General features: G+C 39.6%; 26 protein-coding genes. 3 read left to right on the top strand and 23 right to left on the bottom strand.

Annotated features, from left to right (window positions below; all coding sequences use genetic code 11):
- The coding region (locus B2X33_RS04315; protein ID WP_296667913.1) for a S41 family peptidase at positions 1-1,184 on the bottom strand (1,184 nt) is incomplete at its 3' end.
- Between the two features lie 130 nt (positions 1,185-1,314).
- Between B2X33_RS04315 and B2X33_RS04320 the strand changes: the two genes are divergently transcribed.
- The gene (locus B2X33_RS04320; RefSeq protein WP_296667915.1) at positions 1,315-2,454 is read left to right on the top strand and encodes a P-loop NTPase; all 1,140 of its coding nucleotides are present in this window, start codon (positions 1,315-1,317) and stop codon (positions 2,452-2,454) included.
- Between the two features lie 45 nt (positions 2,455-2,499).
- Entirely contained in the window at positions 2,500-3,504 is a 1,005-nt protein-coding gene (gene lgt, locus B2X33_RS04325) for a prolipoprotein diacylglyceryl transferase (RefSeq protein ID WP_296667917.1), read from the top strand.
- A 183-nt stretch (positions 3,505-3,687) separates the two neighbouring features.
- Here lgt and tkt read toward each other — a convergent pair whose 3' ends face one another.
- From tkt to B2X33_RS04370, 9 genes are all read right to left on the bottom strand, one after another.
- Complete coding sequence (tkt, locus tag B2X33_RS04330) at positions 3,688-5,655, bottom strand: transketolase (RefSeq protein WP_296667919.1); 1,968 nt, start codon at positions 5,653-5,655, stop codon at positions 3,688-3,690.
- A gap of 34 nt (positions 5,656-5,689) precedes the next feature.
- Positions 5,690-6,151, bottom strand: coding sequence for a PTS sugar transporter subunit IIA (locus B2X33_RS04335; protein WP_296667921.1), 462 nt, complete (start codon positions 6,149-6,151; stop codon positions 5,690-5,692).
- Between the two features lie 18 nt (positions 6,152-6,169).
- Entirely contained in the window at positions 6,170-7,624 is a 1,455-nt protein-coding gene (locus tag B2X33_RS04340) for a hypothetical protein (protein WP_296018113.1), read from the bottom strand.
- 273 nt (positions 7,625-7,897) lie between these two features.
- A complete protein-coding gene (locus B2X33_RS04345) occupies positions 7,898-8,545 on the bottom strand; it encodes a CBS and ACT domain-containing protein (protein ID WP_296018107.1) in 648 nt (215 codons plus the stop codon).
- A gap of 78 nt (positions 8,546-8,623) precedes the next feature.
- A complete protein-coding gene (locus tag B2X33_RS04350; RefSeq protein WP_296667987.1) occupies positions 8,624-9,328 on the bottom strand; it encodes an ABC transporter ATP-binding protein in 705 nt (234 codons plus the stop codon).
- A gap of 39 nt (positions 9,329-9,367) precedes the next feature.
- Positions 9,368-10,171 (bottom strand): ABC transporter ATP-binding protein, encoded by an 804-nt coding sequence (locus B2X33_RS04355; RefSeq protein ID WP_296018097.1) that lies wholly within the window; start codon positions 10,169-10,171, stop codon positions 9,368-9,370.
- On the bottom strand, positions 10,171-11,202 hold the full coding sequence (locus B2X33_RS04360) for a branched-chain amino acid ABC transporter permease (RefSeq protein WP_296667990.1): 1,032 nt from the start codon (positions 11,200-11,202) through the stop codon (positions 10,171-10,173). The genes B2X33_RS04355 and B2X33_RS04360 overlap by 1 nt, the downstream gene beginning before the upstream one ends.
- 13 nt (positions 11,203-11,215) lie before the next feature.
- Positions 11,216-12,115 (bottom strand): branched-chain amino acid ABC transporter permease, encoded by a 900-nt coding sequence (locus B2X33_RS04365; protein ID WP_296667925.1) that lies wholly within the window; start codon positions 12,113-12,115, stop codon positions 11,216-11,218.
- 266 nt (positions 12,116-12,381) lie between these two features.
- Complete coding sequence (locus B2X33_RS04370) at positions 12,382-13,518, bottom strand: ABC transporter substrate-binding protein (RefSeq protein WP_296667935.1); 1,137 nt, start codon at positions 13,516-13,518, stop codon at positions 12,382-12,384.
- 394 nt (positions 13,519-13,912) lie between these two features.
- Between B2X33_RS04370 and B2X33_RS04375 the strand changes: the two genes are divergently transcribed.
- Complete coding sequence (locus B2X33_RS04375) at positions 13,913-16,366, top strand: methyl-accepting chemotaxis protein (protein ID WP_296667937.1); 2,454 nt, start codon at positions 13,913-13,915, stop codon at positions 16,364-16,366.
- 266 nt (positions 16,367-16,632) lie between these two features.
- Here B2X33_RS04375 and B2X33_RS04380 read toward each other — a convergent pair whose 3' ends face one another.
- The 13 genes from B2X33_RS04380 to rpsH form a co-directional block, all read right to left on the bottom strand.
- Complete coding sequence (locus B2X33_RS04380; protein WP_296018069.1) at positions 16,633-16,872, bottom strand: hypothetical protein; 240 nt, start codon at positions 16,870-16,872, stop codon at positions 16,633-16,635.
- 11 nt (positions 16,873-16,883) lie between these two features.
- Positions 16,884-17,381: a 50S ribosomal protein L17 gene (gene rplQ, locus B2X33_RS04385; RefSeq protein ID WP_273443338.1), complete on the bottom strand. Its 498-nt coding sequence runs from the start codon at positions 17,379-17,381 to the stop codon at positions 16,884-16,886.
- Positions 17,371-18,429, bottom strand: coding sequence for a DNA-directed RNA polymerase subunit alpha (locus tag B2X33_RS04390; protein ID WP_296667940.1), 1,059 nt, complete (start codon positions 18,427-18,429; stop codon positions 17,371-17,373). Before B2X33_RS04390 ends, rplQ begins: the two co-directional genes overlap by 11 nt.
- A 179-nt stretch (positions 18,430-18,608) precedes the next feature.
- Positions 18,609-18,989, bottom strand: coding sequence for a 30S ribosomal protein S11 (gene rpsK / locus B2X33_RS04395; RefSeq protein WP_078931326.1), 381 nt, complete (start codon positions 18,987-18,989; stop codon positions 18,609-18,611).
- Positions 18,990-19,009: 20 nt separating this feature from the next.
- A complete protein-coding gene (gene rpsM, locus B2X33_RS04400) occupies positions 19,010-19,381 on the bottom strand; it encodes a 30S ribosomal protein S13 (protein WP_296018035.1) in 372 nt (123 codons plus the stop codon).
- 10 nt (positions 19,382-19,391) lie between these two features.
- Entirely contained in the window at positions 19,392-19,505 is a 114-nt protein-coding gene (rpmJ, locus tag B2X33_RS04405; protein WP_074641226.1) for a 50S ribosomal protein L36, read from the bottom strand.
- A 133-nt stretch (positions 19,506-19,638) separates the two neighbouring features.
- Positions 19,639-20,973 carry a preprotein translocase subunit SecY gene (gene secY, locus B2X33_RS04410; RefSeq protein WP_296018016.1) on the bottom strand — a complete coding sequence of 445 codons (1,335 nt, stop codon included), beginning with the start codon at positions 20,971-20,973 and terminating at the stop codon, positions 19,639-19,641.
- A 20-nt stretch (positions 20,974-20,993) separates the two neighbouring features.
- Positions 20,994-21,458, bottom strand: a complete 465-nt coding sequence (gene rplO / locus B2X33_RS04415; RefSeq protein ID WP_296018009.1) for a 50S ribosomal protein L15 — start codon at positions 21,456-21,458, stop codon at positions 20,994-20,996.
- Positions 21,458-21,643, bottom strand: a complete 186-nt coding sequence (gene rpmD / locus B2X33_RS04420; RefSeq protein WP_296018004.1) for a 50S ribosomal protein L30 — start codon at positions 21,641-21,643, stop codon at positions 21,458-21,460. The genes rplO and rpmD overlap by 1 nt, the downstream gene beginning before the upstream one ends.
- A 2-nt stretch (positions 21,644-21,645) precedes the next feature.
- Complete coding sequence (gene rpsE / locus B2X33_RS04425; protein ID WP_296017998.1) at positions 21,646-22,161, bottom strand: 30S ribosomal protein S5; 516 nt, start codon at positions 22,159-22,161, stop codon at positions 21,646-21,648.
- Positions 22,162-22,170: 9 nt separating this feature from the next.
- Complete coding sequence (gene rplR, locus B2X33_RS04430) at positions 22,171-22,533, bottom strand: 50S ribosomal protein L18 (protein WP_273065900.1); 363 nt, start codon at positions 22,531-22,533, stop codon at positions 22,171-22,173.
- Between the two features lie 10 nt (positions 22,534-22,543).
- Positions 22,544-23,083: a 50S ribosomal protein L6 gene (gene rplF, locus B2X33_RS04435; RefSeq protein WP_296017983.1), complete on the bottom strand. Its 540-nt coding sequence runs from the start codon at positions 23,081-23,083 to the stop codon at positions 22,544-22,546.
- Positions 23,084-23,095: 12 nt separating this feature from the next.
- On the bottom strand, positions 23,096-23,494 hold the full coding sequence (gene rpsH, locus B2X33_RS04440; protein WP_078931318.1) for a 30S ribosomal protein S8: 399 nt from the start codon (positions 23,492-23,494) through the stop codon (positions 23,096-23,098).
- Between the last annotated feature and the right edge of the window lie 12 nt (positions 23,495-23,506).

Genomic DNA, 23,506 nt, shown 5'->3' on the forward strand with positions numbered 1-23,506 from the left:
ATCAATTCGGTATACTGTTTTTCGCCATCTTCTGTAAAATCCGGGAATAAAACTTCTCTGTCCGGCGGAATTCCGATTTTGTCGATATTAGTATCGCTCGGAGTGTAATAACGCGCCATTGTAATTTTTATGCCGTCTGTCGAAGAAAGCGGAAGCACTTGCTGAACAGAACCTTTTCCGTAAGTACGCTGGCCAACAAGGTAAGCCAGATGATTATCTTTTAACGCGCCAGAAAGAATTTCAGAAGCAGAAGCCGAACCTTTGTTGATTAAAACTACAATAGGAATATCTTTTTTAAAAGTCGTTTTGCGTGGACTTGCCGTAAAAACAGAATTTTCAAAGGCAAGACGGCTTTTTGTCGAAACAATCGGCCCTTTATCAATAAATTTATCCGCAACATCAACAACAGACGTTATAAGTCCGCCGGGATTGTTGCGCAAATCAATTATCAAAGCAGAAATTTTTTCTTTTTTAAATGAATCCAAAGCCTGCTGAACGCGCTCTGCTGTCTGCGGTGTAAATTCAATAATTCTTACATAACCTACAGTTCCGGCTTTTTCAACTTCCTTTATTGTCCCAAATTTTACCGTCGGAACTTCAATCATCTCTCTTTTTAAAGTCACCGGAAATTCAATATTTTGTCCACGGCGAATCACAAGGTCGACTTTTTCTCCGACTGGACCGCGCAAAATATCCAAAACTTCGTCCATTGTTATTTTTGAAGTGTCAGTTCCGTTTGCCGAAATAATTAAATCTCCTGCCTGAATTCCAGCCTTAAATCCAGGTGTATCTTCTATGGGCGAAGCAACTTCTACATAAGCGGGTTTTTCTGAGGTAGAAACAAATGCCTTGGAAATAGAAAGTCCAACTCCTCCAAATTTTCCTTTTGTAGTGTCATTTAAACTTCTAAAAGTCGAATTGTCTAGATAGACGGTGTACGGATCGTTCAAGGCAGAAAGCATTCCTTTTAGGGCGCCCGTGTAGAGCGTTTCAGGGTCAACCTCATCAACATAATTTCTCTGAACAAAGTCAAAAACTCCATTCATCATTTCCATATATTGCTGTGAACGTTTATTTATTTTCGATGTCGAATTTGAAGAAGACTCGGCAAAACACTGAGAAGCAAAGATTATTGCATAAAAATACAAAAAAACAACTTTTATGCCATGTTTAATTTTTTTCATAATCTGTATTTTAGACTTCTATCTATTTTAAGGCAAGAGAAAGAATTACGTTCCTTTTTTCGGAAAATTCATATTTTTTCTATAAAAAGAACCTCTGTATTTTCTGTTTTTACTATGGTAGAATAAAGCCATGCAAATCATTCCAATAGCAAGCGGAAAAGGAGGCGTAGGAAAAAGTCTTCTTTCTGCAAATCTCGCAATCGCACTCGGACAGGCCGGCAAAAAAGTAATTCTGGCAGACCTAGACTTAGGCGCGTCAAACCTTCATCTTGTAATCGGCCAGTTTTCTGCAAAAAAAGGAATCGGCACTTTCATTACAGGCGAAAACAAATTTGAAGACATAATCCAGCCGACAGAATACGAAAATGTTTCTTTTATCGCAGGAGATTCTGAAATTCCTGGCTTGAGCACTTTAAAAAGCGCTCAGAAAAATTCAATTATCAGGAATTTCCGCAATTTAAACTGCGACTACCTTATAATCGACCTTGGAGCAGGAACTCACCTTACAATTCTCGATTTGTTTCTTCTTTCTCCACAGGGAATTGTAGTTACAGCGCCAACAGTTACAGCGACCCTCAACGGCTATCTTTTTTTAAAAAACGCAGTTTTCCGGCTCATGGCAAGTTCATTCAAAAAAAACAGCCCGGCCTCAAAATATCTAGAAAAACTCAAAAACGATTCATCTTCTCTCCAAAGGCTTTACATTCCAAAAATGATCGAAACGCTCCGCGAAGTTGATCCGGAAAATGCAGCAGTTTTTGAAAACCGCATGAGACAATTCCATCCGCGCCTTGTCATGAATATGATTGACGAACCAAAGGATGCCGACAAAGCCCTAAAAATTCGCCGTTCATGCCAGCAATATCTCGGAATCGACGTAGAGTCTCTGGGAGTAATGTACCGCGACACATTGCAGGACAAAGCGCTTTCATCAAGGTTGCCGGTCATAAACTACAAACCAAATGCGGTAATCAGCCAGGCAATTTATAGAATTGCAGAAAAAATTCTTCAGAGCGAAACATTTCAATTTGATGATTTTTCAACAGACGTTCTCGACTCAACATACGACCTTGCAAGCGAAGAGGCAAATGACGACTATTCTCAAAAAATGTCCTATGTCGAAGACTTGGTTGGCACAGGAGCGCTGAGCATGGGAGAACTTGCAGAAACTATAAAAACCCAGCAGTATGAATTAAATCAACTCAGAACCGAAAACCTGCTTTTAAAATCAAAGCTTGTAAAGGCGGCTTCTCAGGGATTTAAGATTTAAAATAAAAATACCGCCTGTTTTTTTTGAAAACACATGGAGAATAAAATGAATTTTCTACCTCTTTATATCAACTATCCGTCTTGGATTCATCCGGAAATCTTTCCTGGAGTTCCTGTTCTGGGACTTATCCGCTGGTACGGTCTTATGTACATTTTTGCGTTCGGAACAGCCTTCTTGGTTCTAAAAAAACTTCTAAAAGAAGGCGCTCTAGATGAAATTTCTCCCAACGGAACACTAAGAAAAGCCACAGAAGACGACATTTTTAGTTTTATTGCCACAGGAATCATCTTCCTTCTAATCGGCGCACGCGTTTTTTCAACCTTAATTTACGATACTTCCGGAATCTACTGGAAAAAGCCATGGCTAATTTTTTGGCCATTCAACTCTTCAGGACAGTTTACCGGACTTGCAGGAATGAGTTATCACGGAGGCTTTATCGGCGGCTTAATCGGAATGATTTTCTGGTGCAAAAAAAACAAACGCCAGACGCTCAAATGGATTGACGCAATGGTTACGGCAATCCCTCTCGGCTACACATTTGGCCGTCTTGGAAATTTTTTAAACGGAGAACTTTACGGCCGAATCACAAGCGCACCTTGGGGAATTATTTTTCCGCAAGCAGAACGTTTTTCGGCTTCATTCCAATGGGTAAAAGATTTTGCATCTCAGTGCGGACTCCAAATTTCCGGTTTGCTCGTAAATCTTCCGCGCCATCCGAGCCAGCTTTATGAAGCGTTTTTTGAAGGTCTTGTACTTTTTTCAATTCTCTGGTTTTTGCGCAAAAAAAAGCCGTTTGACGGATTTTCTGGAGCAATTTACACGATTGGATACGGAATCTTCCGCTTTTTTATCGAATATTTCCGTGAACCAGACTCAGACATTGGTTACAGAATCGCCGCCGACACAAATGCGCCTATTTACCTCAACACTTCGCTTTTCAACATTTCGACTGGGCAAATTTTGTGCATTTTAATGGTGCTCGGCGGAATTTTGCTGGCAATTTTTTCATATTCTCTTTCCAAAAAGAAAAATCAACAAAAATCCGCCTGACAAAACTTCTCTCACCACGTTTGAACTCGTTTAAAATAAAAAAACTGACTTAAAATTCATTCATCCGAATTAAAAGTCAGTTTTTATTTTTTTGGGGCTTCCCCGCTTGCGCGGGTCGGGTCTTGCAGGGTTTCATTCGCAAGCGAACGGCTTACGCCGCCCTTCCAGCCCCTAAGCCATTTATTAAGCTTCAATCAATTCAGCAAGTTTATCTGCGGTAAAACCGAGAGCCTGCGCTACATTTTTGCCTGGACCTGATTCACCAAAGCGGTCAATAGTAAACAAATCTTTGCGGCCAGTTGCAATTCCTTCCCAGCCACATCTGCAGCCGGCTTCTGCAACAATCACGCGTTTTGCTCCGCCAAAAATTTCATTCATAAATTTTTCATCGCTTTCAAACAAATTCTTGTCCAAAACCGAAACAACACGGACAGTTTTTCCTATTACTTTTTTAGCAGCGTCAAGAGCCATGTTCACTTCGGAACCAGTCGCAACGACAGCAACATCAGGATTTTCGCCGCCAGTTTTTACAACATAAGCGCCTTTTTTGATTGTCTCTTTCCAGTTTTTATCTTCTTTTTCGTAAACAGGAACATTCTGTCTTGTAAGAGCCAAAACAACCGGATGATCTTTGCTTTCCATCGCAAGATGCCAGGCAGCAACGGTCTCTTCAGCATCGCCAGGACGCAAAACCTGTACACCAGGAATCGCGCGCAAAGAAGAAAGCTGCTCAATCGGCTGGTGTGTCGGACCATCTTCGCCTACAAAAATCGAATCGTGAGTCAAATCATAGATTACAGGCTGCTTCATAATCGAAGCCAAACGAATTGAAGGACGCATGTAGTCGCTAAATACAAGATAAGTTGCCACAAACGGACGAATTCCGCCATGAGAACACATTCCAAGAGCTTCGCTTGCCATTCCAAATTCGCGGATTCCATATTCAATGGAGCGGCCTGCACGGTTAGAAGGAGTATAAGTTCCTCCATCGCACTTCATTCCAGATTTATTAGAACCTTTTAGGTCTGCGCTTCCGCCAACAAGACAAGAATATCTAAGTCCCATTGCGTTTATCATGTCGCCGCTTGCCGAACGAGTCGCAACATTTGCACCGATTTCATAAACAGGATCTTCTGCTTCTCCGTCAGCAACTCCTTCAAACGAAGCCTTCCACTGTTTTGCAAGTTCAGGATTTTCTTTCGCCCAGACTTCAAATTCTTTGTTCCAGTCGGCTTCTTTTTTAGCAAAACTGGCTTTTTTGTCTTCAAAATAACGAAGAGCTTGCGGATCGATATAGAAAAATTCTTCAGGATTTATACCAAGCGCTTTTTTAGTTTCGGCAACATCTGCTTCTCCAAGAGGTTCTCCGTGAACAACCGGAGTTCCTTGCTTTGGAGCGAATTTTCCAATTACAGACTTGAGCATAATCAAAGAAGGCTTGTCCAAACAGTTTTTTGCTTCTTCAATAAGCTTTAAAAGACCTTCAACATCATACATGTCGCCTTTTAAAACCTGCCAGCCATAAGCCTCGTAACGTTTTCCAATATCTTCTGTAAAAGTTATATCTGTCGAACCGTCAATTGAAATTTTATTCTGATCATAAAAAACAATCAGTTTTCCAAGTTTATTATGTCCTGCAAAAGAAGATGCCTCGGAAGAAACGCCTTCTTCAAGACAACCTTCGCCACAAAGAGCGTAAGTATAATGGTCAACAATTTTGTGTTCCGTTGTATTGAATTTTGCAGCCTCGATTGATTCTGCAAGCGCCATTCCAACAGCAAGAGCAATTCCCTGTCCGAGCGGACCAGATGTGTTTTCTACGCCGTCAGTCCAGCCAAATTCCGGATGTCCAGGACAAATTGAACCTACTTGACGGAAATTTTTAATGTCGTCAAGCGAAACTTTGTAACCGCTCAAGTGCAAAATTGAATAAAGCAACATAGAACCGTGTCCGGCCGAAAGCACAAAGCGATCACGATCTGCCCATTTTGAATCAGCAGGATTGTGCTTTAGAACTTCTCCGTACAAAACTGCAGCGAGTTCAGCACATCCAAGCGGGAGTCCAGGATGACCTGATTTTGCTTTTTGGATAGCATCGATTGACAGACTGCGGATTGATTTTGCAACGGCAGCAATTCCTTTTGTGTCCATAATAAAACCCCTAAAATTTTTATATCAACTTAAATTAAACTCTTCGGATTAGCGGATAAAGCTCGTTTAATCCAAGTTTTAATTCAAGAGCTTTTTTAAAATCGCTTTTTGTTAAAAGCTGCGCAAGAAGAGAAATAATATGCAAATGCGATTGAACAGAACTGCTCAAAGGAATAATCAATGTCTGAACTTTTTTATTGTCCATTGCATGCATATCAATCGGATTTTTTAAATAACAGATAAAAATTCTCTGATCTTTTCGATTTTTTAAGAGCGGCTGCTGCGAATGTGGAATTGCAATTCCATTACCAACAGCAGTGCTCAGAACAGCTTCGCGGGCGCAAAGACCTTCATAAAGATTTACAGGAAGTATTTCTGAAGGAAGATTTACTTTTTCTGACAGCGATTTAAAAGCTTCAAACGGAGAATCTCCCTCAATATCTCTATAAACACCGCCAGCACGCAAATATTCACCGATGTTTGCATCAGGAACCATTCAATCCTCCGCAGAAAATCAGACAACCTTAAACTGTTCGACATAACATCTGTCCAAAGCATTTCGCAATTCAGGACAAATGTCTTCAAAATTCATTTCCATGCCTTCGAGCGACAGTTTTAACGCATCTCTGTCATCATCTTTAAATTCGTTTTCATTGGAAAGCATATCCAAAATTCTGGCAGCATGCGCAAACAACTGAGAGAGAATAACAAGCTCCTGCTGCGGAAACCGTTCGATTTTTTCACCAGCTTCATCAATATCAAAAACCAAATTCTGAACTTTTGCAAACAAGCCTAAAGCCTTGTGCCGCAACGACGCAACCGGAAAATCTGCCAACCAATTATAATGCTCACGTAATATATCACTTCTTTTTATAATTTGCAACGTAATGAATTCTTCATCTTCCTTAGAAATTTCCATTTCCTCTGGCAGAAAATCTTTAAGTATTTCTTCCGGCTTAATTTCTTTTTTGTTAAAAAGCCTGTCTTTTATAATGCAGTCAAGCAAGCATGCTGGAGGCTGCAAGGCTGGCAAACACGCCTCAAGCCCAGACCCAAGCATTTCCCGATTCCATTTTCCAACAGCAGGAACATCTTCGCCTTTTTTCCAAAGTCTTGTTTCTACGCCAAAAAGTTCCATGCTGATTTTTTTTGTCGAATTTAAAAATTCATGGATTGAACCGCAGGCTGGCGCGCAAAGCTCTTTTCTGTGCTCTAAAAACGCAAACGAAAGCTGTTGTTCCATGCTTGAGCAAGGCCCCATTTTGTCAAAACTTCCAAACAACGCTTTTTCAAGATTTTCGTTCCAAAGTTTTATTTTTCCGATTTCTTCATTCAATTCCAAAATTGTCTTTCTATGATTCAAAATCGGATAAATTTCAATAATTCCCTGATCCCAATCAGCCATTCTGCACAAAATACGATCGCCCTTATGAAAATTAAAATCCGAAATAACTTTTTCAAGCGAAATTCCTGTCAAACTGATTTTCGATGGCAGTTCAAAATTGTTATTTGCAATTTCAGATTTATTATTTATCGGGTCGGCGGCAATATACTGGCTTGCATATTCATCACCAAAAAAAGTAAAAAATTCTCTTGCCGTATTGCAGTCGGTCGTCATAATTTTTTTTGGCAGAATTCTATCGTTATAAACAAATTTCAACTGCGACGAAAGCATTTCGCAATCCGCAAAAGGAATACAACGGTCGCCAGGAATAAAAAGCTTCTGCTCAAGTTCTTTAGCGGTCGGAACAAAACTAAAAAACATTCCGTTAAAAACCCCGGCATGCGTCATATAATAATGCCCTTCAAGAGCAAACACTCTGTCATCTGCCCGCAAAAATTCATCGATTTCTTCCGCTGTAGCTTTTTCACCGTAAGGCTTGAGTAATAAATTTATTTCTGTTGTCGTAAAAGGCCTGTCAAAAGTTCTCAAAAACTGCGACAAAACTTTTTCAATTTTTCCATACATACTTATAATTTACAAAATTTAAGCCCCTTCCGTCTATCAAAAACGTTTCTTTTACGGTCCTTTATAAAATAAAGCCAGAATAATTTTTAACAGCAGGGCGGCTTTTTGCGTTGCAAAAACCAGGCTTTCCGGGGTTCCGCGCTAACCGCGCTACATTGCCCAAAAGCAACGGCTTCGCCGCCCCTGCAATCCTTGCCGCAACCGTGTAACAAAAAATGCCGGCATTTCTACCGGCATTCCATTATTTTTTATTCAGCAATCTAAAAAGCGCAATTACTTTTTTTCCCGAATGTCAAGAATTTTTACATTTTCCTGTCTGATAATTTCTTCAACTGTTTCTTTGCTCAAATTGCCGATTTTTACCGTAATAATCCGCTTTGAAACATCGCTTCCGTCAGCTGTTACCACAGAAACAATATTTCCGTTTTTTGCAGCCACGGCAGTTGCAATTCTCGCAAGTTCGCCAGGTTTCTCTGCAACTTCAATCACTGCCCGAACTCCAGGCAAGGTCGCTCCAAACATCGAAATAAATGCGTTAAAAAGGTCAGTTTCGGTAATAATTCCAGAAAGAATTCCATCTTTCATTACAGGCAGACATCCGATTTTCTCAGTTGCCATTGTTCTTGCAGCCTCTTCAATCACTTCATCAAAATCAACAGTTTTTACGTTTTTTACCATTATCTTTTCAACTTTTAATTTTGAAAGAAGATAACCCAATTCATACATATCAAGTGTCGAAGCGCTGGAAGGAGCTGCTTTCTGCAAATCATTCTTTGTTATAATTCCAACCAGTTTTTTTGACTTGTCAACAACCGGAAGCTTATTGATTTTTTCTTTTATCATCAAAGCCTTTGCATCCGTCAAAGATGTATCTGGCGAAACATAAATTACATTTTTGCTCATAAAGTCACATACTTTCATAATTTCCTCCAAAAAGTTTACAAAATGGCAACCTTAAATAATTTTAAGTCGCGTTTTATAAAAAAGCAAACAAAACTATTAGCCGCCAAGATATGCAGCCTTTACAGCCGGATCTTTTATCATGTCGCTTGATTTTCCTGACGAAGAAATGCTTCCAGTTTCCAAAATATAAACTCGGTTTGCAATGCTCATCGCCTTGAACGCATTCTGTTCAACAAGCAGAATTGTCGTTCCGTCCTCATTGATTTTTTTGATAATTTCAAAAATTTCATCAACAAGAATCGGCGCAAGTCCCATGCTCGGTTCATCAAGCAAAAGAAGCTTTGGGTTTGCCATAAGTCCGCGGCCCATTGCGAGCATCTGCTGTTCTCCGCCCGAAAGAGTTCCTGCAAGCTGCTTTAAGCGCTCTTTCATTCTCGGAAAAAGCTCAAACACGTGTTCCATATCCTGCTTGATTTTTTCCTTGTCATTTCGAGTGTAAGCTCCCATTTCAAGATTGTCTTTTACAGACAAATTTGCAAAAATTCGCCTGCCTTCAGGAACATGAATCAACCCTCTGTGAACAATCTGAGCCGCCTGAAGATTTGTAATGTCTTCTCCGTCAAAAACAACAGAACCGCTCTGTTTTTTAATCAAATTTGAAATTGAATGTAAAGTTGTTGTTTTTCCAGCGCCATTCGAGCCAATAAGGGAAATAATTTCGCCTTCATTTACATCAAACGAGATGCCTTTTAGAGCGCGGATTGCACCGTAATTCACAACAAGATTTTTTACTTCAAGAATTGCCATAATTTCTCCAAAAATTTCCGATTCAAAAAACTTTTAAGCAAGATTTTCCGCTTCAGAACCCAAATAAGCTTTAATTACATCGGGATTTGATTTAATTTCCTCCGGAATTCCGCTCGCAAGAACCCGGCCGTAATTCAAAACATAAAGACGCTCACAAATTCCCATTACAAGTTTCATATCGTGTTCAATAAGAAGAATCGTCAGGTTAAATTCTTTGCGGATAAACGCAATAAGCTCCATAAGTTCCTTTGTTTCCTGAGGATTCATGCCAGCGGCAGGTTCGTCCAGCAAAAGCAGAGTTGGATTTGCAGCAAGGGCACGGCAAATTTCAAGTTTTCGCTGTTCACCGTAAGGCAAATTTGAAGAAAGTTCGTTTTCTTTTTTTTCAAGACCAAAAAGTTTAAGCAGATTCCGCACTCTTAAATTCATCACTTCTTCATCTTCAAAAAATTTTTTAGTACGCAAAATTGCGTCCCAAGGTTTAACTTTTCTCTGACTGTGCATTGCAATCCGAATATTGTCGCTTACGGTCAAATTTCCAAAAAGCCTGATATTCTGAAAAGTTCTCGCAATTCCAATCAAATTGAGCTGGGCCGGTGTTTTTTTATTTACAACCTGAGCTTTTCCATTTTTATCCCAAAAAGTAATCTGTCCGCCAGTCGGAGTGTAAACGCCAGAAAGCATATTAAAAACAGTCGTTTTTCCAGCGCCGTTCGGACCGATTAAACCGACAAGTTCGCCTTTGCGCAGTTCCATATTGAGTTCGCTGACAGCTTTAAGTCCACCAAAAACGATAGAAAGGTCATTTACCTGAAGAATCAATTTTTCATCACTCATTATTCTGCCTCCCCTTCTGCCTTTTTTGTGTCTGAAGCTTCATTTTTCGCCTTTTTAGAAAATCTGCTTTTAAGACTAAAAAATCCGTTCACAAAACTCAATTCCTTCATTCCCATAAGCCCCTGGGGTCTAAAGAGCATTACAATAATTAAAACAACCGGGTAGAACAAAAGACGGTAGTTTCCAAGGAATCGCAACGCTTCCTGAATCGCCGTCAAAACAAAGGCTGCAATAACTGTACCGCTAATGCTTCCCATTCCTCCAAGAACAACATAAATCAGCATATTTACAGAATTGTTAAACGAGGCAATATCCGGCTTAATAAAACCAACAATCGGAGCATAAAGCGCGCCCCCAAGACCGCCTATAAACGAAGCAATCACAAAACCAATCATTTTGTATTTAAAAACGCTGATTCCGTTAGAATTTGCGGCAATTTCATCTTCTCGAATAGCCTTGATTGCCCGGCCGTAAGTTGAATGTAAAAAGTTCTGCAAAAGAATAATCAGAACAACAAGCATTCCAATACTTACCAGATAACTCATTGCAGGTCCCCAAAAAAGGTCATCGCGCATAAAACTGTATTTAAAACTTTTTCCGTTCGGACCGCCAGTAACAGCTTTGAGGTTCACAAGAACTACACGCACAATTTCGCCAAAAGCAAGAGTTACAATCGCAAGATAGTCGCCTTCAAGTTTTAAAGTCGGAAATCCAATAACAAAGCCAAAAACCGCTGCCAAAAAAGGAGCAACAAGCATGGCAACAGGCAGCGGCAAACCAACATCCTGAGTAAAAATAATTACCGAATAAGCGCCTATCGCTTCAAAAGCACACTGGCCCAAAGTAAGCTGACCAACAATTCCCGTAACCATATTCACAGAAATCGCAATTACAGCATTGATTCCGCCCATTGTCAAAATCTGCGAAGTATAAGCGTCTATCAAACCAGCGCGAATTAAAACAAACGGAATTACAACCGCCGCCAGAGCCACAACTCCAGGAATTAAAAAATTGCTTTTTTTAGTATTCATCATAAACCAGCCCCTAAACCTTAACCCTTACTTTTTTGCCAAGAAGGCCGGCAGGTTTTACCAAAAGAATAACAATCAAAATACAATAGGCAATTGCATCCGCATATTGAGAAGACAGATAGGCCTTAACCATAGTTTCCGCAACACCAAGAATAATTCCGCCGACCATAGCTCCAGGAATAGAACCAATTCCGCCCAGAACAGCCGCAACAAAAGCCTTTAATCCAGGAATATATCCCATAAGAGGATCGACCTGCGGATAAGCAACAGCATAGAGAACGCCGCCTGCGCCGGCAAGAACAGAACCGATTACAAAAGTAACGGCAATAATTCTGTTCGAGTTAATTCCCATCAAACTTGCAGCGCCAAGGTCGTAACTAACAGCCTGCATTGCTTTTCCAGTTTTTGTGTAATTTACGACATAGTTCAAAACAACCATAAGAACAGCCGAAAGCAAGATTACAATAATCTGTACATTGCTTATAGAACCAATTCCAAAACTAAAATTTTTAATCGCCATTGTCGGAAAAGAACGTGGCTCCGGACCGACAAAAGGCAAAACGCGCATAACATTCTGCAAAATCAATTCAACAGCAATCGCCGTAATCAACGAATTCAACCTCGGCGCATTTCTCAAAGGTCTGTACGCAAGCCTTTCAATCGCAAGACTCAAAAGTCCGCAAAAAACCATTGCAGCAAAAAAAGCACAGACCATTCCCGCTGGAGTTGTGCCCATCGCACACAAAACAAAATATCCTGCATAAGCGCCAATCATCATAACGTCGCCATGCGCAAAGTTAATCAACTTAACAATGCCATAAACCATCGTGTACCCAAGGGCAATTAAGGCATAAATACTTCCTAACGAAAGTCCATTGATAAGCTGCTGAACAAAAATTGTTACGTTGTTCAAACTTATCCTCCAAATATATTAGTTCTATTGTATTGTAAAAAATTTTTTGTTTTTAGTAAATCAAGGCATCATGCATTATTTATAGGAGCACAATCCGCTTTCAAACCGGCTCTTCACGGTTGCGCTATCCGCTCCATCCGTCAAGACGGACGCTGCGCGCCGTTCCGATCCGGGCTAAGTTTTCGGCAAAAAAAAAGCGCCATTCCTTCGAGAAAAGCAGTTTTCTCAAATTCATGACGCCTTTGTCAAATTAAGCAAATTTAAATTTACGGCTCTACTGTAGTTTTATAAACTGTAGAAAGTTTTCCGTCAGCACCTTTTACCAATTCAAGCATTACAGCAGATTTTACAGGGTTTCGTTTTTCGTCAAAAGTAATGTGGCCTGTAACATAGTCGCCTTCAGAAGCAGCAAGAGCATCTTTTACAGCAACGCTGTCAGTTGAACCAGCGGCCAGGATTGCATTTTTAATCATATAAACTGCATCATATCCAAGAGCAGCAAAAGAAGTCGGAGTATGATTGTATTTTGCCTTATAATTTTCAACAAAAGTTTTTACTGCGCCAGTAGTTGCATCAGATGCATAGTGGTTAGAATAAAAACCGTTCAAAACTTCATCGCCGGCATTGTCAACAAGACCGTCCCAACCATCAGCACCAACAATCGGAGTATTAATTCCCTGAGCACGCAACTGTTTAGCAATAAGAGCTACAGTTCCGTAGTAATCTGGAAGGTAAACAACATCTGGTTTAGAATTCTTAATTTTTGTAAGCTGAGCGTTAAAATCTTTGTCTCCAGTGCTATAAGATTCTTTAGCAACAACAGTTCCAGAAGCAGAGAAAGTTTTTACAAAGTTTTCTGTAAGACCTACAGAGTAGTCGTTTCCAATATCATAAAGAACAGCAGCCTTTTTAGCACCAAGAGTTTCAAGCGCAAATTTAGCTCCAACAGTTCCCTGGAACGGGTCAATAAAACAAGCTCGGAAAACAAAATCTCCAGCTTCAGTAATTGCAGGAGCTGTAGCAGCAGGAGCAATCATCAAAACTTTCTGAGCCTGAGCCAAAGAAGTGATTGCCATTGTACATCCAGAAGTCAAAGAACCAACAATAAGTTTTGCTTTTTTCTGTGTAACGATTTTTTTATAAGCATTTACAGATTTTTCTGGGTTTCCTTCATCATCTTCGCTTATAATTTCAATTTTTTTACCGTTAATGCCACCAGCAGCGTTAATTTCTTCAGCCGCCAAGTTGATTCCATTCAAACAGTCAACACCGTAAACAGCTACAGCACCAGAAAGAGGTCCAATAGCACCAATTTTTACCGTTTCTCCAGCTTTTTCACCACAACCAGTAAAAGCGAAAAGTCCTGCAACAGCAAGAGCAACTGCGCCCAAAACTTTTTTCATTTGAGTCCTCCAAAAATTCAACTTAAATAAACTTTAATTATTTTCTTAATTTTAGTAAATAAAAATGAATAATAAATTTTTCACTTTTTAAAATTTTAAAGCACAAAATTCCAAAAATACTCAGACAATATTCAAAAAAATTATTTCATAATCAGCCTGAATATCGAATTAAAAAAAGACCAGTTCTTGCCGTGTCTGACAGCACGATGTCTGCATAAAAACCCGTTTAGCAATCTAATGACAAATGGCCAAGTCCGATAATGACATTAAACGATAAAACTCGAAATTTTGACTAATTATCAATTAAATCAAAATAAATCAAAATTTTAAAGTTTCTTTTTTCATTTTTCATATTATAATTAAAAATAGCCGATTTTATTTCTGAGGTTTAGTCATGAATAAGAAGTCAATTGCTTTTTTAACCCGCTCATTAATTGATGCAACAGGTCGCAACATGCTCAAAGGCATCATAACAGGCTGCAAAAAAGATAAAATCCCTTTAGTCACATTTCGAGGGCCAATTTTAAACAAAGGAGAAGGCTCCATTATCTATCACCTGTTGACGGACGATTCTGTTTCAGGAATTATCTCCTGGGCTTCTTCCGATGTAGACAAAAAAACCACAGATTTTTACAAAAGATTTCAAAAAACGCCGCTTGTCTGCATGACTTTCCAAGTCGAAGGCAAACCTAGCATCGTCACAGACTGCAAAACAGGTCTTATAGAACTCATAGATCACCTTGTCAACGTCCATCATTTTACAAAAATAGCCTTTATACGCGGTCCAGAAACCCACATATACGCAAAAGAACGTTACGAAGGTTATCTCGAAGGCTTAAAAAAACATGGAATTCAGGCAAATCCTATCTTGATTTCCGAATGCGGCGGATGGGCAATTGCCGACGGCGAAAAAGCGCTCAGCAACTGGCTCAGCAAAGGCCTAAAACCAGGAAAAGACTTTGAAGCAGTTGTTGCAGTCGGAGACAACGTTGCAATCGGCGCTCAAGAAGAACTCATCCGTCAAGGATATTCCGTTCCTCACGATGTTGCAGTCTGCGGTTTTAACGGAACAGACGACGCCGCTTGGTCAAATCCGCCAATCACTTCTGTCGAAATGCCATTCTACAAACAGGGACTTCAAGGCTACGAAACACTTTCAGCCATGTTGCAAAATAAAGAGTATACAAAACTTTTCAGATACAAAACACGTCTAGTTTTAGGCGAATCCTGCGGTTGTACCTCAACTTCCGTAAGTCAGGCCGCTTTTAAGACTTCCACAGATTTGTCAAATTCTCAGGACAAAAAGCTTTTAAAAAAAACTCAAAAAGCAAATTTTCTTTTTGATGAAAGTTTTATTTCAGAAAAATTCTCTAGCTCCGATTGGAAAAATGAACTTTCTCAAAAAATTTTACAGACAGTTCAAAACGATTTCTACACAAAAGAAGAAATTACCATTTTCTTTACAAATTTTGTGCCGAAATTTGTAGATTCATTTGCAGACGACATTCTCAGCAAAGAACCTGGCGCATTATTAAAAAACGTTACAATCGGCTTGAACAATTTTGAAAAAATTTCTAAAAATTTCAACGTCTGGCAGGATATAATCTCGACAATACGAACTTTCGCACTTTCAACAATGAGCTGTCAATGCAAAATTTACAAAAAATGCGAAAACATTTTCCAGCAAGCACGGGTACTCATAAGCGAATTTGACTGCCGCACACAAAAACAGGCAAATCTTCTTGCCGCCCGAAAAGAATCAGTTCTCCGACAAATCAGCACAGACATTCTTTCCTGCTCAAATTTGGACAAACTGTTCGAAATCATCACAAAAGCGCTTCCAAAAACTGATATTTCAAGCTGCTACATTGCACTTTACAACGATTGTCATTACACCGAAGAAAACCAAGAAATTCCACAGACAAGTCAATTAGTGCTTGCAATAAAAAAAGGCGAACGAATTTCTCTTCCAGAAGGAGGACTTACGTTCAAAACAACAGAAATCATTCCAAATTCAATCAATAATTCCGACGAATATGCAATTTACGAAATAGAATCTCTTAATATTCAGAATTCATATTTCGGTTACATTGTTTTTGAATCAGAAACTGCAAGCGGAATCACATATGCAACTCTCCGGGAACAAATTTCCTGCGCAATTTCTAGTTCCCACTTGCTCGAAGAGCGCACAAAAAGCCAGAATTTGCTCCAAACAACAATGCAGGTCATGTCAGACAAAGCCGATGTTGTTTCAAACCAGTCAGAATCCATCACTTCAAACATCACCAATATTTCAACCTCGATGGATTCAGTCGTTGGAAACATTAAAGACATTTCCGGAAACATTACAAACGTTGCTGACACTGTAACTTCGGCCAACCAAATGATAACAGATGCCGACAAATCAATAAAAACGCTTGTTCATATTACCGAAGAAATTACGCACGCAATCGACCTTATAAACGACATTGCAGAAAAAACAAACGTTCTCGCTCTCAACGCCGCAATCGAAGCTGCCCACGCAGGAGACGCCGGACGAGGCTTTAGCGTAGTTGCAAAAGAAGTGAAGGCACTTGCAGCGCAGACTGTTTCCTCAACTTCAAAAATCCAGGAACTCGTAAAAAAGAATAATCTGAGTACAAAGCAGGCAGAAGAAGTTATCAATTCAACCAACAAAGCAATCAAAACAATTGCCAGCCTTTCAGAAAACATAAAAAACTCAATAAACGAACAAGTTCAGTCGTCTACAGAAATATCAGATCGCCTGCAAGACGCTTCAACTGGTGTCGAACAAATTTCAAGCGCAATTGCAGAAATTGCAAAACTCGGTTTAAAACTAAAAAAATAAAACTTTTTCATTGAACGCCACAACTTCTTTTCTTATCGGCTCTTCGTGGTTCGGTAACCCTCAGTCCTTCGGACTGGCTTTGCCACCACTGCGGGCCGGGCTCATTCGTTTTCTAATCAGATAATGCCAGCGTCATTTTAAATTAAAAATTTTGGTTTACAATTTTTTCAATTGTATTCAAAAAAAATTGTAAATATTAAAAAAAATAAAGCCGCCCTTACAAAAAACCGAAGGACGGCGTATACAGGAACAAAATTATAAATGAATTATGCCTGTGCTTCTGCAGGAGCATCAGATGAAGTTTCAGCAGCAGGTTTTGCTTTTCTTGCTTCCACTCTTGCAATGTTTTTCAATGCAGCGTTACAGTATTTGCATACTTTAACTGTTGCACCATCAATTTCCTTTTCGTAAAGGATTTTGATATTTTCTTTTCCACAGCGTGCACATTTGCCACGTCCGTGGTTTACTTCGTTACGGATACCAGTTCCGCGATGTGCTTTAGACATAAGTTAACTCCTTATTTTGCTTCTTCAGCAGCAGGAGCTGCTTTTGCAGTCTTAGCTTTAGCTGGTGCTTTTTTTGCAGCTGGCTTTTTAGCAGGTTTTTCAGAAGCATCTGCCTTTTTTGCAGCCTTTTCTTTAGATTCTTCAGTTGGAAGTTTATAATCAACCAATTCAAGAATTACCATATCTGCAGCATCGCCCTGACGGAAACCAATCTTAAGGATACGAGTGTAACCACCCTTGCGATCCTTCATTCTTGGACCAAGTTCTGTAAAGAGTTTGTTCAAGATTTTTTCATCCTGAATAAACTTTGCGGCAATACGACGGTTGTGAACTGTGTCAACCTTGCTGCGTGTAATCAATTTTTCAGCAGCCTTACGAACTTCTTTAGCTTTTGCACTAGTAGTTGTAATGCGTTCAAATCTGAAAAGTGAAGTTACCATGTTGCGCGACATAGCACGACGATGTGCAGTTGTGCGCGAAAGCGGATTAAAACCATTCTTATGATTCATTGGATTCTTCCTTTTGCTTTGGATTTGCCAAATTTACATTCTTAAGATGACTGTAATCTGTCATTCCAAGTGTAAGTCCCCATTCAAGGAGTTTTTCTTTAATTTCAGTAAGAGATTTCTTACCAAAGTTTCTTGTCTTGGCGATGTCATCTTCTGTCTTTCTTGTCAATTCTCCGATTGTACGGATATTAGCGTTTTTAAGGCAGTTTGAAGAGCGGACAGAAAGCTCAAGTTCTTCAACTGGAGTATTAAGCAATGAACGAATTCTTTCATCACCTTCATCCATATCGTCAGAACCAGAAACGTCACTATCATTAAAGTTTACAAAAATTGAGAAGTGATCTTTAGCAATTTTTGCAGCTTCAGCAAGTGCATCTTCTGGAGAAACTGTTCCATCAGACCAAATTTCAAGAACCAGTTTATCGTAGTCGTTTCTTTCACCAACACGGCAAGGCTCAATTGCATATTTTACCTTGCGAACTGGAGAGAAAATAGCATCCATTGGAATGGTGCCAACTACTTCAACATAGTTGCTGTTTACTTCAGCAGGGATATAACCTCTGCCCAAGTCAACCTGAATTTCAATGCTAAGGTTTGCACCTTCCATCATTGTGAATACAGGAACATCTTTAGAAAGCACTTCAAGCTGACCTTCTTTTTCAAAATCATTGCTTGTTACTTTTCCAGGTCCTTTGAACTCAAAAAGGAGAGTATCCTGTTCTGCATCATTTGGAAGCTTGAAACGAATCATTTTCAAACTGTTCAAAATCTCAAGTGTATCTTCCGAAACGTTCGCAATTGAGTCAAATTCACTCTGAATTACACGAGGAACGCCCTCAGCATCAAATGAAGTAATCCGTACAGATGTTACTGCATATCCCTGAATAGAAGAAAGAAGTACTCGTCTAAGAGTATTTCCAATCGTTGTACCAAAACCTGGTTCAAATGGATAAGCAATAAATTTTCCGTAATTTGGATTTGTTTCGAGATGTTCAAATGTAATACCCTTTGGTTTTTTGAAACCTTTCAAGAGGTTTTTACGTGCCATCTGAACTCCTTTTATTTACGCTCAACAATGAGCCTGCAATAATGACAAGTCAAAAGACTGCCATTTTTCATACTTTTTTACCGGGAATCCGGTCAAAACCTAACTATTACTGACCTTACTTAAATATAAAAAAACAACAAAAATGGACATTACAAGAACATCCATTCTCATCATTTATTCTACATACGGCGAGTTTTGCGTGGACGACATCCATTGTGAGGAATTGGAGTAACATCAGAAATTGATTTTACTTTAAGTCCCAAAGCACCAAGAGCACGAACTGCATTCTCGCGGCCCATTCCTGGTCCTTTTACAAATACGTGAACTTCACGCAATCCGTAACTTACTGCTTTCTGAACAGCTGTTTCTGTAACTGTCTGCGCAGCAAATGGAGTAGATTTTTTTGCTCCACGGAATCCAAGTCCGCCTGAAGACGCCCATGAAAGAGCATTTCCATTCAAGTCTGTAATTGTTACGATAGTATTGTTGAACGTAGCCTGGATATATACGTTTCCTTCGTATACGCTCTTCTTTTCCTTTCGTTTTTTTACGGTAGCCATTAGTTAAATCCTCCGTCTTATCAGACAGCCTTTTTCTTGTTAGCAACTGTCTTCTTTTTACCTTTGCGAGTACGTGAATTAGTACGTGTGCGCTGACCACGAACTGGCAAACCTTTGCGATGACGAAGACCACGATAGCAACCAATGTCCATAAGACGTTTAATGTTAAGACCGATTTCTGAGCGAAGATGTCCTTCAACCTTGTATTCTTCATCGATTACAGAACGAAGTCTAGCCTGCTCATCCTGATCAAGATCATTCATCATCTTGGCAGGATCAATCTTTGTTTTTTCGCAAATCGCTTTTGCAGATGAACGACCGATACCGTAAATATAAGTCAATGCAACAACGACGTGTTTATTTGGGAGGTCAACTCCCGCAATTCGAGCCATCTGTTACTCCTCAACCCTGTCTCTGCTTATGTTTTGGGTTAGAACAAATAATGCGGATAATTCCGTTTCTTTTTATAACCTTGCACTTATCGCAGATGGGCTTTACGCTGGTTCGTACTTTCATAAAAGTCCCCCTAGGGAAAGCATGATATTAACCCGAATCATGGCAATTCGCAATGAATTACAATTCGGGTTATCTAATATACCACAAATCCCCTTTATTGTTCTATAGAAATTCTATAAATTTTCTTAAAATTTTACAAATTTCTTGAACGTAATTTACCCTTCTTAACAAGACCTTCTGAGTGGTGCATTTTAAGAAGCGCTTCAACCTGACTCATTGTATCAAGGTCAACGCCTACCAAGATTAACAAAGAAGTACCGCCCATCAACATAGCAATTGATTGCGGGAATTTAAATGCAATCTGAATAATTGTCGGCAAAACTGCGATTGCAGCAAGATAAATTGAACCAGGCAACACGAGACGGTTTAAAACCTTCTGCATGTATTCTTCTGTTTTGTCAGTACGGATTCCTGGAATAGAACCGCCGTTTTCTCTGATATTTTTTGCGATTTCTGTGGGGTTCAGGGTTACCTGTGTGTAGAAGTATGCAAAGAAAATAATCAAAAGTACCAACAATACATTATATGTAATTCCAGTCGGCTGCAGTATATAAGAGAGTTTTGAAACCCACGTTGCTGAAGCCTTGCTAGCACCAATACTTGAAACAATCTGAAGCGGGAAAGTTAAGAACGATGATGCAAAAATTACAGGAATAACTCCCGATGGATTGATCTTGAATGGAATATAAGTACTCTGTCCACCGTACATTTTCCGTCCAACTACGCGTTTAGCATAGTGTACAGGGATTTTACGTTCGCCGGACTGTTCATAAACTACAAGTGCAATAATTCCGAAGAACATCAAAATTACTACGATAACTGCAACAGCATTGATTTCATTGCTGCGAACTTTCTGTACAAGTTCCATTACAGCATGTGGAAGACGAGCTACGATACCTGCAAAAATAAGAATCGAAATTCCATTTCCAATACCATGAGCCGTGATCTGATCACCAAGCCAAACAGTAATCATAGCACCTGTAGTAACAGTGAGCATTGCAAGCAGTCTGAATGCAACATTACTTTCAAGAACAATTGCTCCTGGAATACTGTTTGCATAAACCGTTACAGCGGCAGACTGAATCAAACATACAAAAATTGTGCCAATTCTTGTCCACGCTGCAAATTTTCGCTGCCCCCCATCTTCCTGAACAATGCGTTTAAGAGATGGGAAAATAATCAGCGCCAACTGCAAAATAATCTGTGTTGAAATGTAAGGCATAACACCAAGCATGAACACAGAAAAATTAGAGAATGCACCACCGGCAAAAAAGTCCATGTAACTTGCAAATGCGTTTTCGCCACTCTTTGCAAGATTATTGAAGTATTCAACGAGTACTCCAGCATTAATTCCAGGAATCGTCAGCACGCATCCAAGACGGAATATTGCAAGAATAGCTAATGTAAAGAGCAGACGATTTCTCAACTCTTTAATTCTAAACATATTTACAATTGGATTGTTTGCCATGTGTGTCTCCGGTACTTATTTTAATTAGCTTTTGTTTCAGAAGCTTCTTTAACGGAACCGCCAGCTTTTTCGATTTTAGCTTTTGCCGAAGCAGAAACCTTATCTACATCTACTGTAAGTTTTTTTGTTAAATCACCAGTACCAAGAATCTTTACCAAAGAATCTGCTTTAGAAACAAGACCTTTAGCAACAAGAGTTTCCTTGTTTACTGATTCACCATCTGAATATTTTTCTTCAAGAAGAGAAACATTTACAACTGAATATTCTTTCTTGAATGGGTAGTTAGAAAAACCACGGTGTGCAATACGGCGATAAAGAGGCATCTGTCCGCCTTCAAAACCTACGTATGTTTTTCCACCAGAGCGAGACTGCTGTCCCTTGTTTCCCTTTCCCGCAGTTGTTCCACGACCTGAAGAAGAACCGCGGCCAACAATGCGTCTTTTCTTATTAGCACCCTGTGGTGCACTCAATACGAAATCAGACATTATTTTACTTCCTCGACTGTAATCAGGTGTGATACAGCTTCAGCCATTCCAAGAACAGCTGGAGTTGCTTCCAATGTATTTGAAGAGTTAATCCTTTTAAGACCAAGACTGCGAACGGTTGCAACCTTAGCTGGTTTCTGTCCAATTGTACTTTTTACAAGTGTTACCTTGATTTTCTTAGCCATGATTAACCCCACATTTCCTGCAGAGATTTACCTCTGTTTGATGCAACAACTTTTGCGTCCATAAGACTTTCAAGAGCTTCAAATGTTGCACGAACTACATTGATTGGACTTGAAGAACCCAATGACTTAGAAATTACGTCTGTTGCACCAATTGAATCCATGATTGCACGAACTGGACCACCTGCGATGATTCCAGTACCGGCACAAGCTGGTTTCAAAAGAATTGATGAACTCTTGTATTTTCCAAGAACATCGTGTGGAAGAGTGCCATTTTTTACTGGAACAGTAATAAGGTTTCTCTTTGCACGATCAATACTCTTTCTAATTGCTTCAGATACATCATTAGCTTTGCCAAATCCATATCCTACACGACCTTTTCCATCGCCTACAACTGTGAGAGCTGAGAATGACATACGACGTCCACCTTTTACGGTTTTAGCAGTACGATTCAGTCTAACAAGTTTTTCAACGAATTCTTTCTGTTCTCTTTCTTTTTCGAACTTGTTCTGGCGTTCCATTAGACTCTCCTAGAAAATGATACCTGCTTTGCGGGTTCCATCTGCGAGTGCCTTTACAACACCATGATACAGATATCCGTTGCGGTCAAAAACTACAGTTGTAATTTTTTTGTCCTGAAGACGTTTTCCAAATGCTTCACCAAGTTTTGCTGCACCTTCAACAGTCGCTTTCAAGTCAGCAAATTCTTTTTCCAAAGTAGAAATAGAAGCAAGAGTTACACCTTCGTCATCATCAATTACCTGAGCGTAAAGGTTGCAGTTGCTACGTGTTACTGTTAAGCGTGGGCGAGCAGCTGTTCCGTAAACTGACTTACGGATATGAACCTTACGGTGAAGGCGCTTTCTTGCTTTATCATTAAGTTTCTTAAACATACGCTACACCTTATTTTACGCCAGTCTTTCCGACTTTGCGTCTGATAACTTCGTCGCTGTAACGAATTCCCTTTCCCTTGTAAGGTTCTGGGAGACGAAGCTTGCGGATCTGTGAAGCAAATTCACCGACCATCTGCTTGTCAATACCAGCAATAGTAACTTTACCATTAGCATCTGCTGTAACAGTAAGACCATCAGGGATTATTGCGATAAAGTCAGAAGAAAAACCAAGGTTCATTACAAGATTTTTTCCCTGAACTTCAGCACGATAACCAACACCAGTGATAATCAAAGATCTTGAGAATCCCTGAGTCACACCTGTAACCATATTATGAACCAATGCACGGTAAAGACCATGAGCTGCACTAGCAGCTTTTGATTCATCAACCGGCGAAACAGTAAGTTCTCCGTCTTTTACTTCGAACTTTACTTTATCGTTTACATGCTGTTTTAGTTCACCCTTCGGTCCCTTTACAACAATTTCTCCGGCATTAACTGTAACTGTAACTCCTGCAGGAATAGCAACAGGAAGTTTACCGATTTTTGACATCTCTTCCTCCTATTACCAAACTTTGCAAACGAGTTCGCCACCAACCATTTTTTCACTTGCTTTCTTTCCAGTTGTTACACCAGAAGAAGTTGAAACGATCAGCGTACCATATCCATTAAGAACACGTGGCAACTCTTTATAGCCAGAATAAATACGACGACCTGGAGTTGAAATCTTTTCAATTCCGTGGATAACCGGCGCATTTGCTTCATCATACTTCAAGAAAATACGGATGATAGAATGACCTTCTTCCTGAACTTTCTTAAAATTCTTAATATAACCTTCTGTTTTAAGGATCTTAACAATTTCAAGCTTAAGTTTAGATGTAGAAACATCTACTTTTTCGTGGCGAGCCTGAACAGCATTACGAACCTTAGTGAGCATATCTGCTATTGGGTCTGATGTACTCATTTTCTTTCTCCT

The sequence above is a fragment of the Treponema sp. UBA785 genome, assembly GCF_002297065.1.
Lineage (GTDB): Bacteria > Spirochaetota > Spirochaetia > Treponematales > Treponemataceae > Treponema_D.

What these genes read in the sequence shown, in the direction of transcription:
- rpsH (WP_078931318.1), bottom strand. Translation starts at nt 23,494, where the DNA reads ATGAGTACATCAGACCCAATAGCAGATATGCTCACTAAGGTTCGTAAT.
- B2X33_RS04360 (WP_296667990.1), bottom strand. Translation starts at nt 11,202, where the DNA reads ATGAATACTAAAAAAAGCAATTTTTTAATTCCTGGAGTTGTGGCTCTG.
- rpsK (WP_078931326.1), bottom strand. Translation starts at nt 18,989, where the DNA reads ATGGCTACCGTAAAAAAACGAAAGGAAAAGAAGAGCGTATACGAAGGA.
- rplQ (WP_273443338.1), bottom strand. Translation starts at nt 17,381, where the DNA reads ATGAATCATAAGAATGGTTTTAATCCGCTTTCGCGCACAACTGCACAT.
- B2X33_RS04345 (WP_296018107.1), bottom strand. Translation starts at nt 8,545, where the DNA reads ATGAAAGTATGTGACTTTATGAGCAAAAATGTAATTTATGTTTCGCCA.
- B2X33_RS04335 (WP_296667921.1), bottom strand. Translation starts at nt 6,151, where the DNA reads ATGGTTCCTGATGCAAACATCGGTGAATATTTGCGTGCTGGCGGTGTT.
- tkt (WP_296667919.1), bottom strand. Translation starts at nt 5,655, where the DNA reads ATGGACACAAAAGGAATTGCTGCCGTTGCAAAATCAATCCGCAGTCTG.
- B2X33_RS04390 (WP_296667940.1), bottom strand. Translation starts at nt 18,429, where the DNA reads ATGGCACGTAAAAACCTCTTGAAAGGTTTCAAAAAACCAAAGGGTATT.
- rpsE (WP_296017998.1), bottom strand. Translation starts at nt 22,161, where the DNA reads ATGGAACGCCAGAACAAGTTCGAAAAAGAAAGAGAACAGAAAGAATTC.
- secY (WP_296018016.1), bottom strand. Translation starts at nt 20,973, where the DNA reads ATGGCAAACAATCCAATTGTAAATATGTTTAGAATTAAAGAGTTGAGA.
- lgt (WP_296667917.1), top strand. Translation starts at nt 2,500, where the DNA reads ATGAATTTTCTACCTCTTTATATCAACTATCCGTCTTGGATTCATCCG.
- B2X33_RS04380 (WP_296018069.1), bottom strand. Translation starts at nt 16,872, where the DNA reads ATGTCTAAAGCACATCGCGGAACTGGTATCCGTAACGAAGTAAACCAC.
- B2X33_RS04340 (WP_296018113.1), bottom strand. Translation starts at nt 7,624, where the DNA reads ATGTATGGAAAAATTGAAAAAGTTTTGTCGCAGTTTTTGAGAACTTTT.
- B2X33_RS04355 (WP_296018097.1), bottom strand. Translation starts at nt 10,171, where the DNA reads ATGAGTGATGAAAAATTGATTCTTCAGGTAAATGACCTTTCTATCGTT.
- rpsM (WP_296018035.1), bottom strand. Translation starts at nt 19,381, where the DNA reads ATGGCTCGAATTGCGGGAGTTGACCTCCCAAATAAACACGTCGTTGTT.
- rplO (WP_296018009.1), bottom strand. Translation starts at nt 21,458, where the DNA reads ATGTCTGATTTCGTATTGAGTGCACCACAGGGTGCTAATAAGAAAAGA.
- rpmD (WP_296018004.1), bottom strand. Translation starts at nt 21,643, where the DNA reads ATGGCTAAGAAAATCAAGGTAACACTTGTAAAAAGTACAATTGGACAG.
- rpmJ (WP_074641226.1), bottom strand. Translation starts at nt 19,505, where the DNA reads ATGAAAGTACGAACCAGCGTAAAGCCCATCTGCGATAAGTGCAAGGTT.
- B2X33_RS04320 (WP_296667915.1), top strand. Translation starts at nt 1,315, where the DNA reads ATGCAAATCATTCCAATAGCAAGCGGAAAAGGAGGCGTAGGAAAAAGT.
- B2X33_RS04370 (WP_296667935.1), bottom strand. Translation starts at nt 13,518, where the DNA reads ATGAAAAAAGTTTTGGGCGCAGTTGCTCTTGCTGTTGCAGGACTTTTC.
- rplR (WP_273065900.1), bottom strand. Translation starts at nt 22,533, where the DNA reads ATGTTTAAGAAACTTAATGATAAAGCAAGAAAGCGCCTTCACCGTAAG.
- rplF (WP_296017983.1), bottom strand. Translation starts at nt 23,083, where the DNA reads ATGTCAAAAATCGGTAAACTTCCTGTTGCTATTCCTGCAGGAGTTACA.
- B2X33_RS04375 (WP_296667937.1), top strand. Translation starts at nt 13,913, where the DNA reads ATGAATAAGAAGTCAATTGCTTTTTTAACCCGCTCATTAATTGATGCA.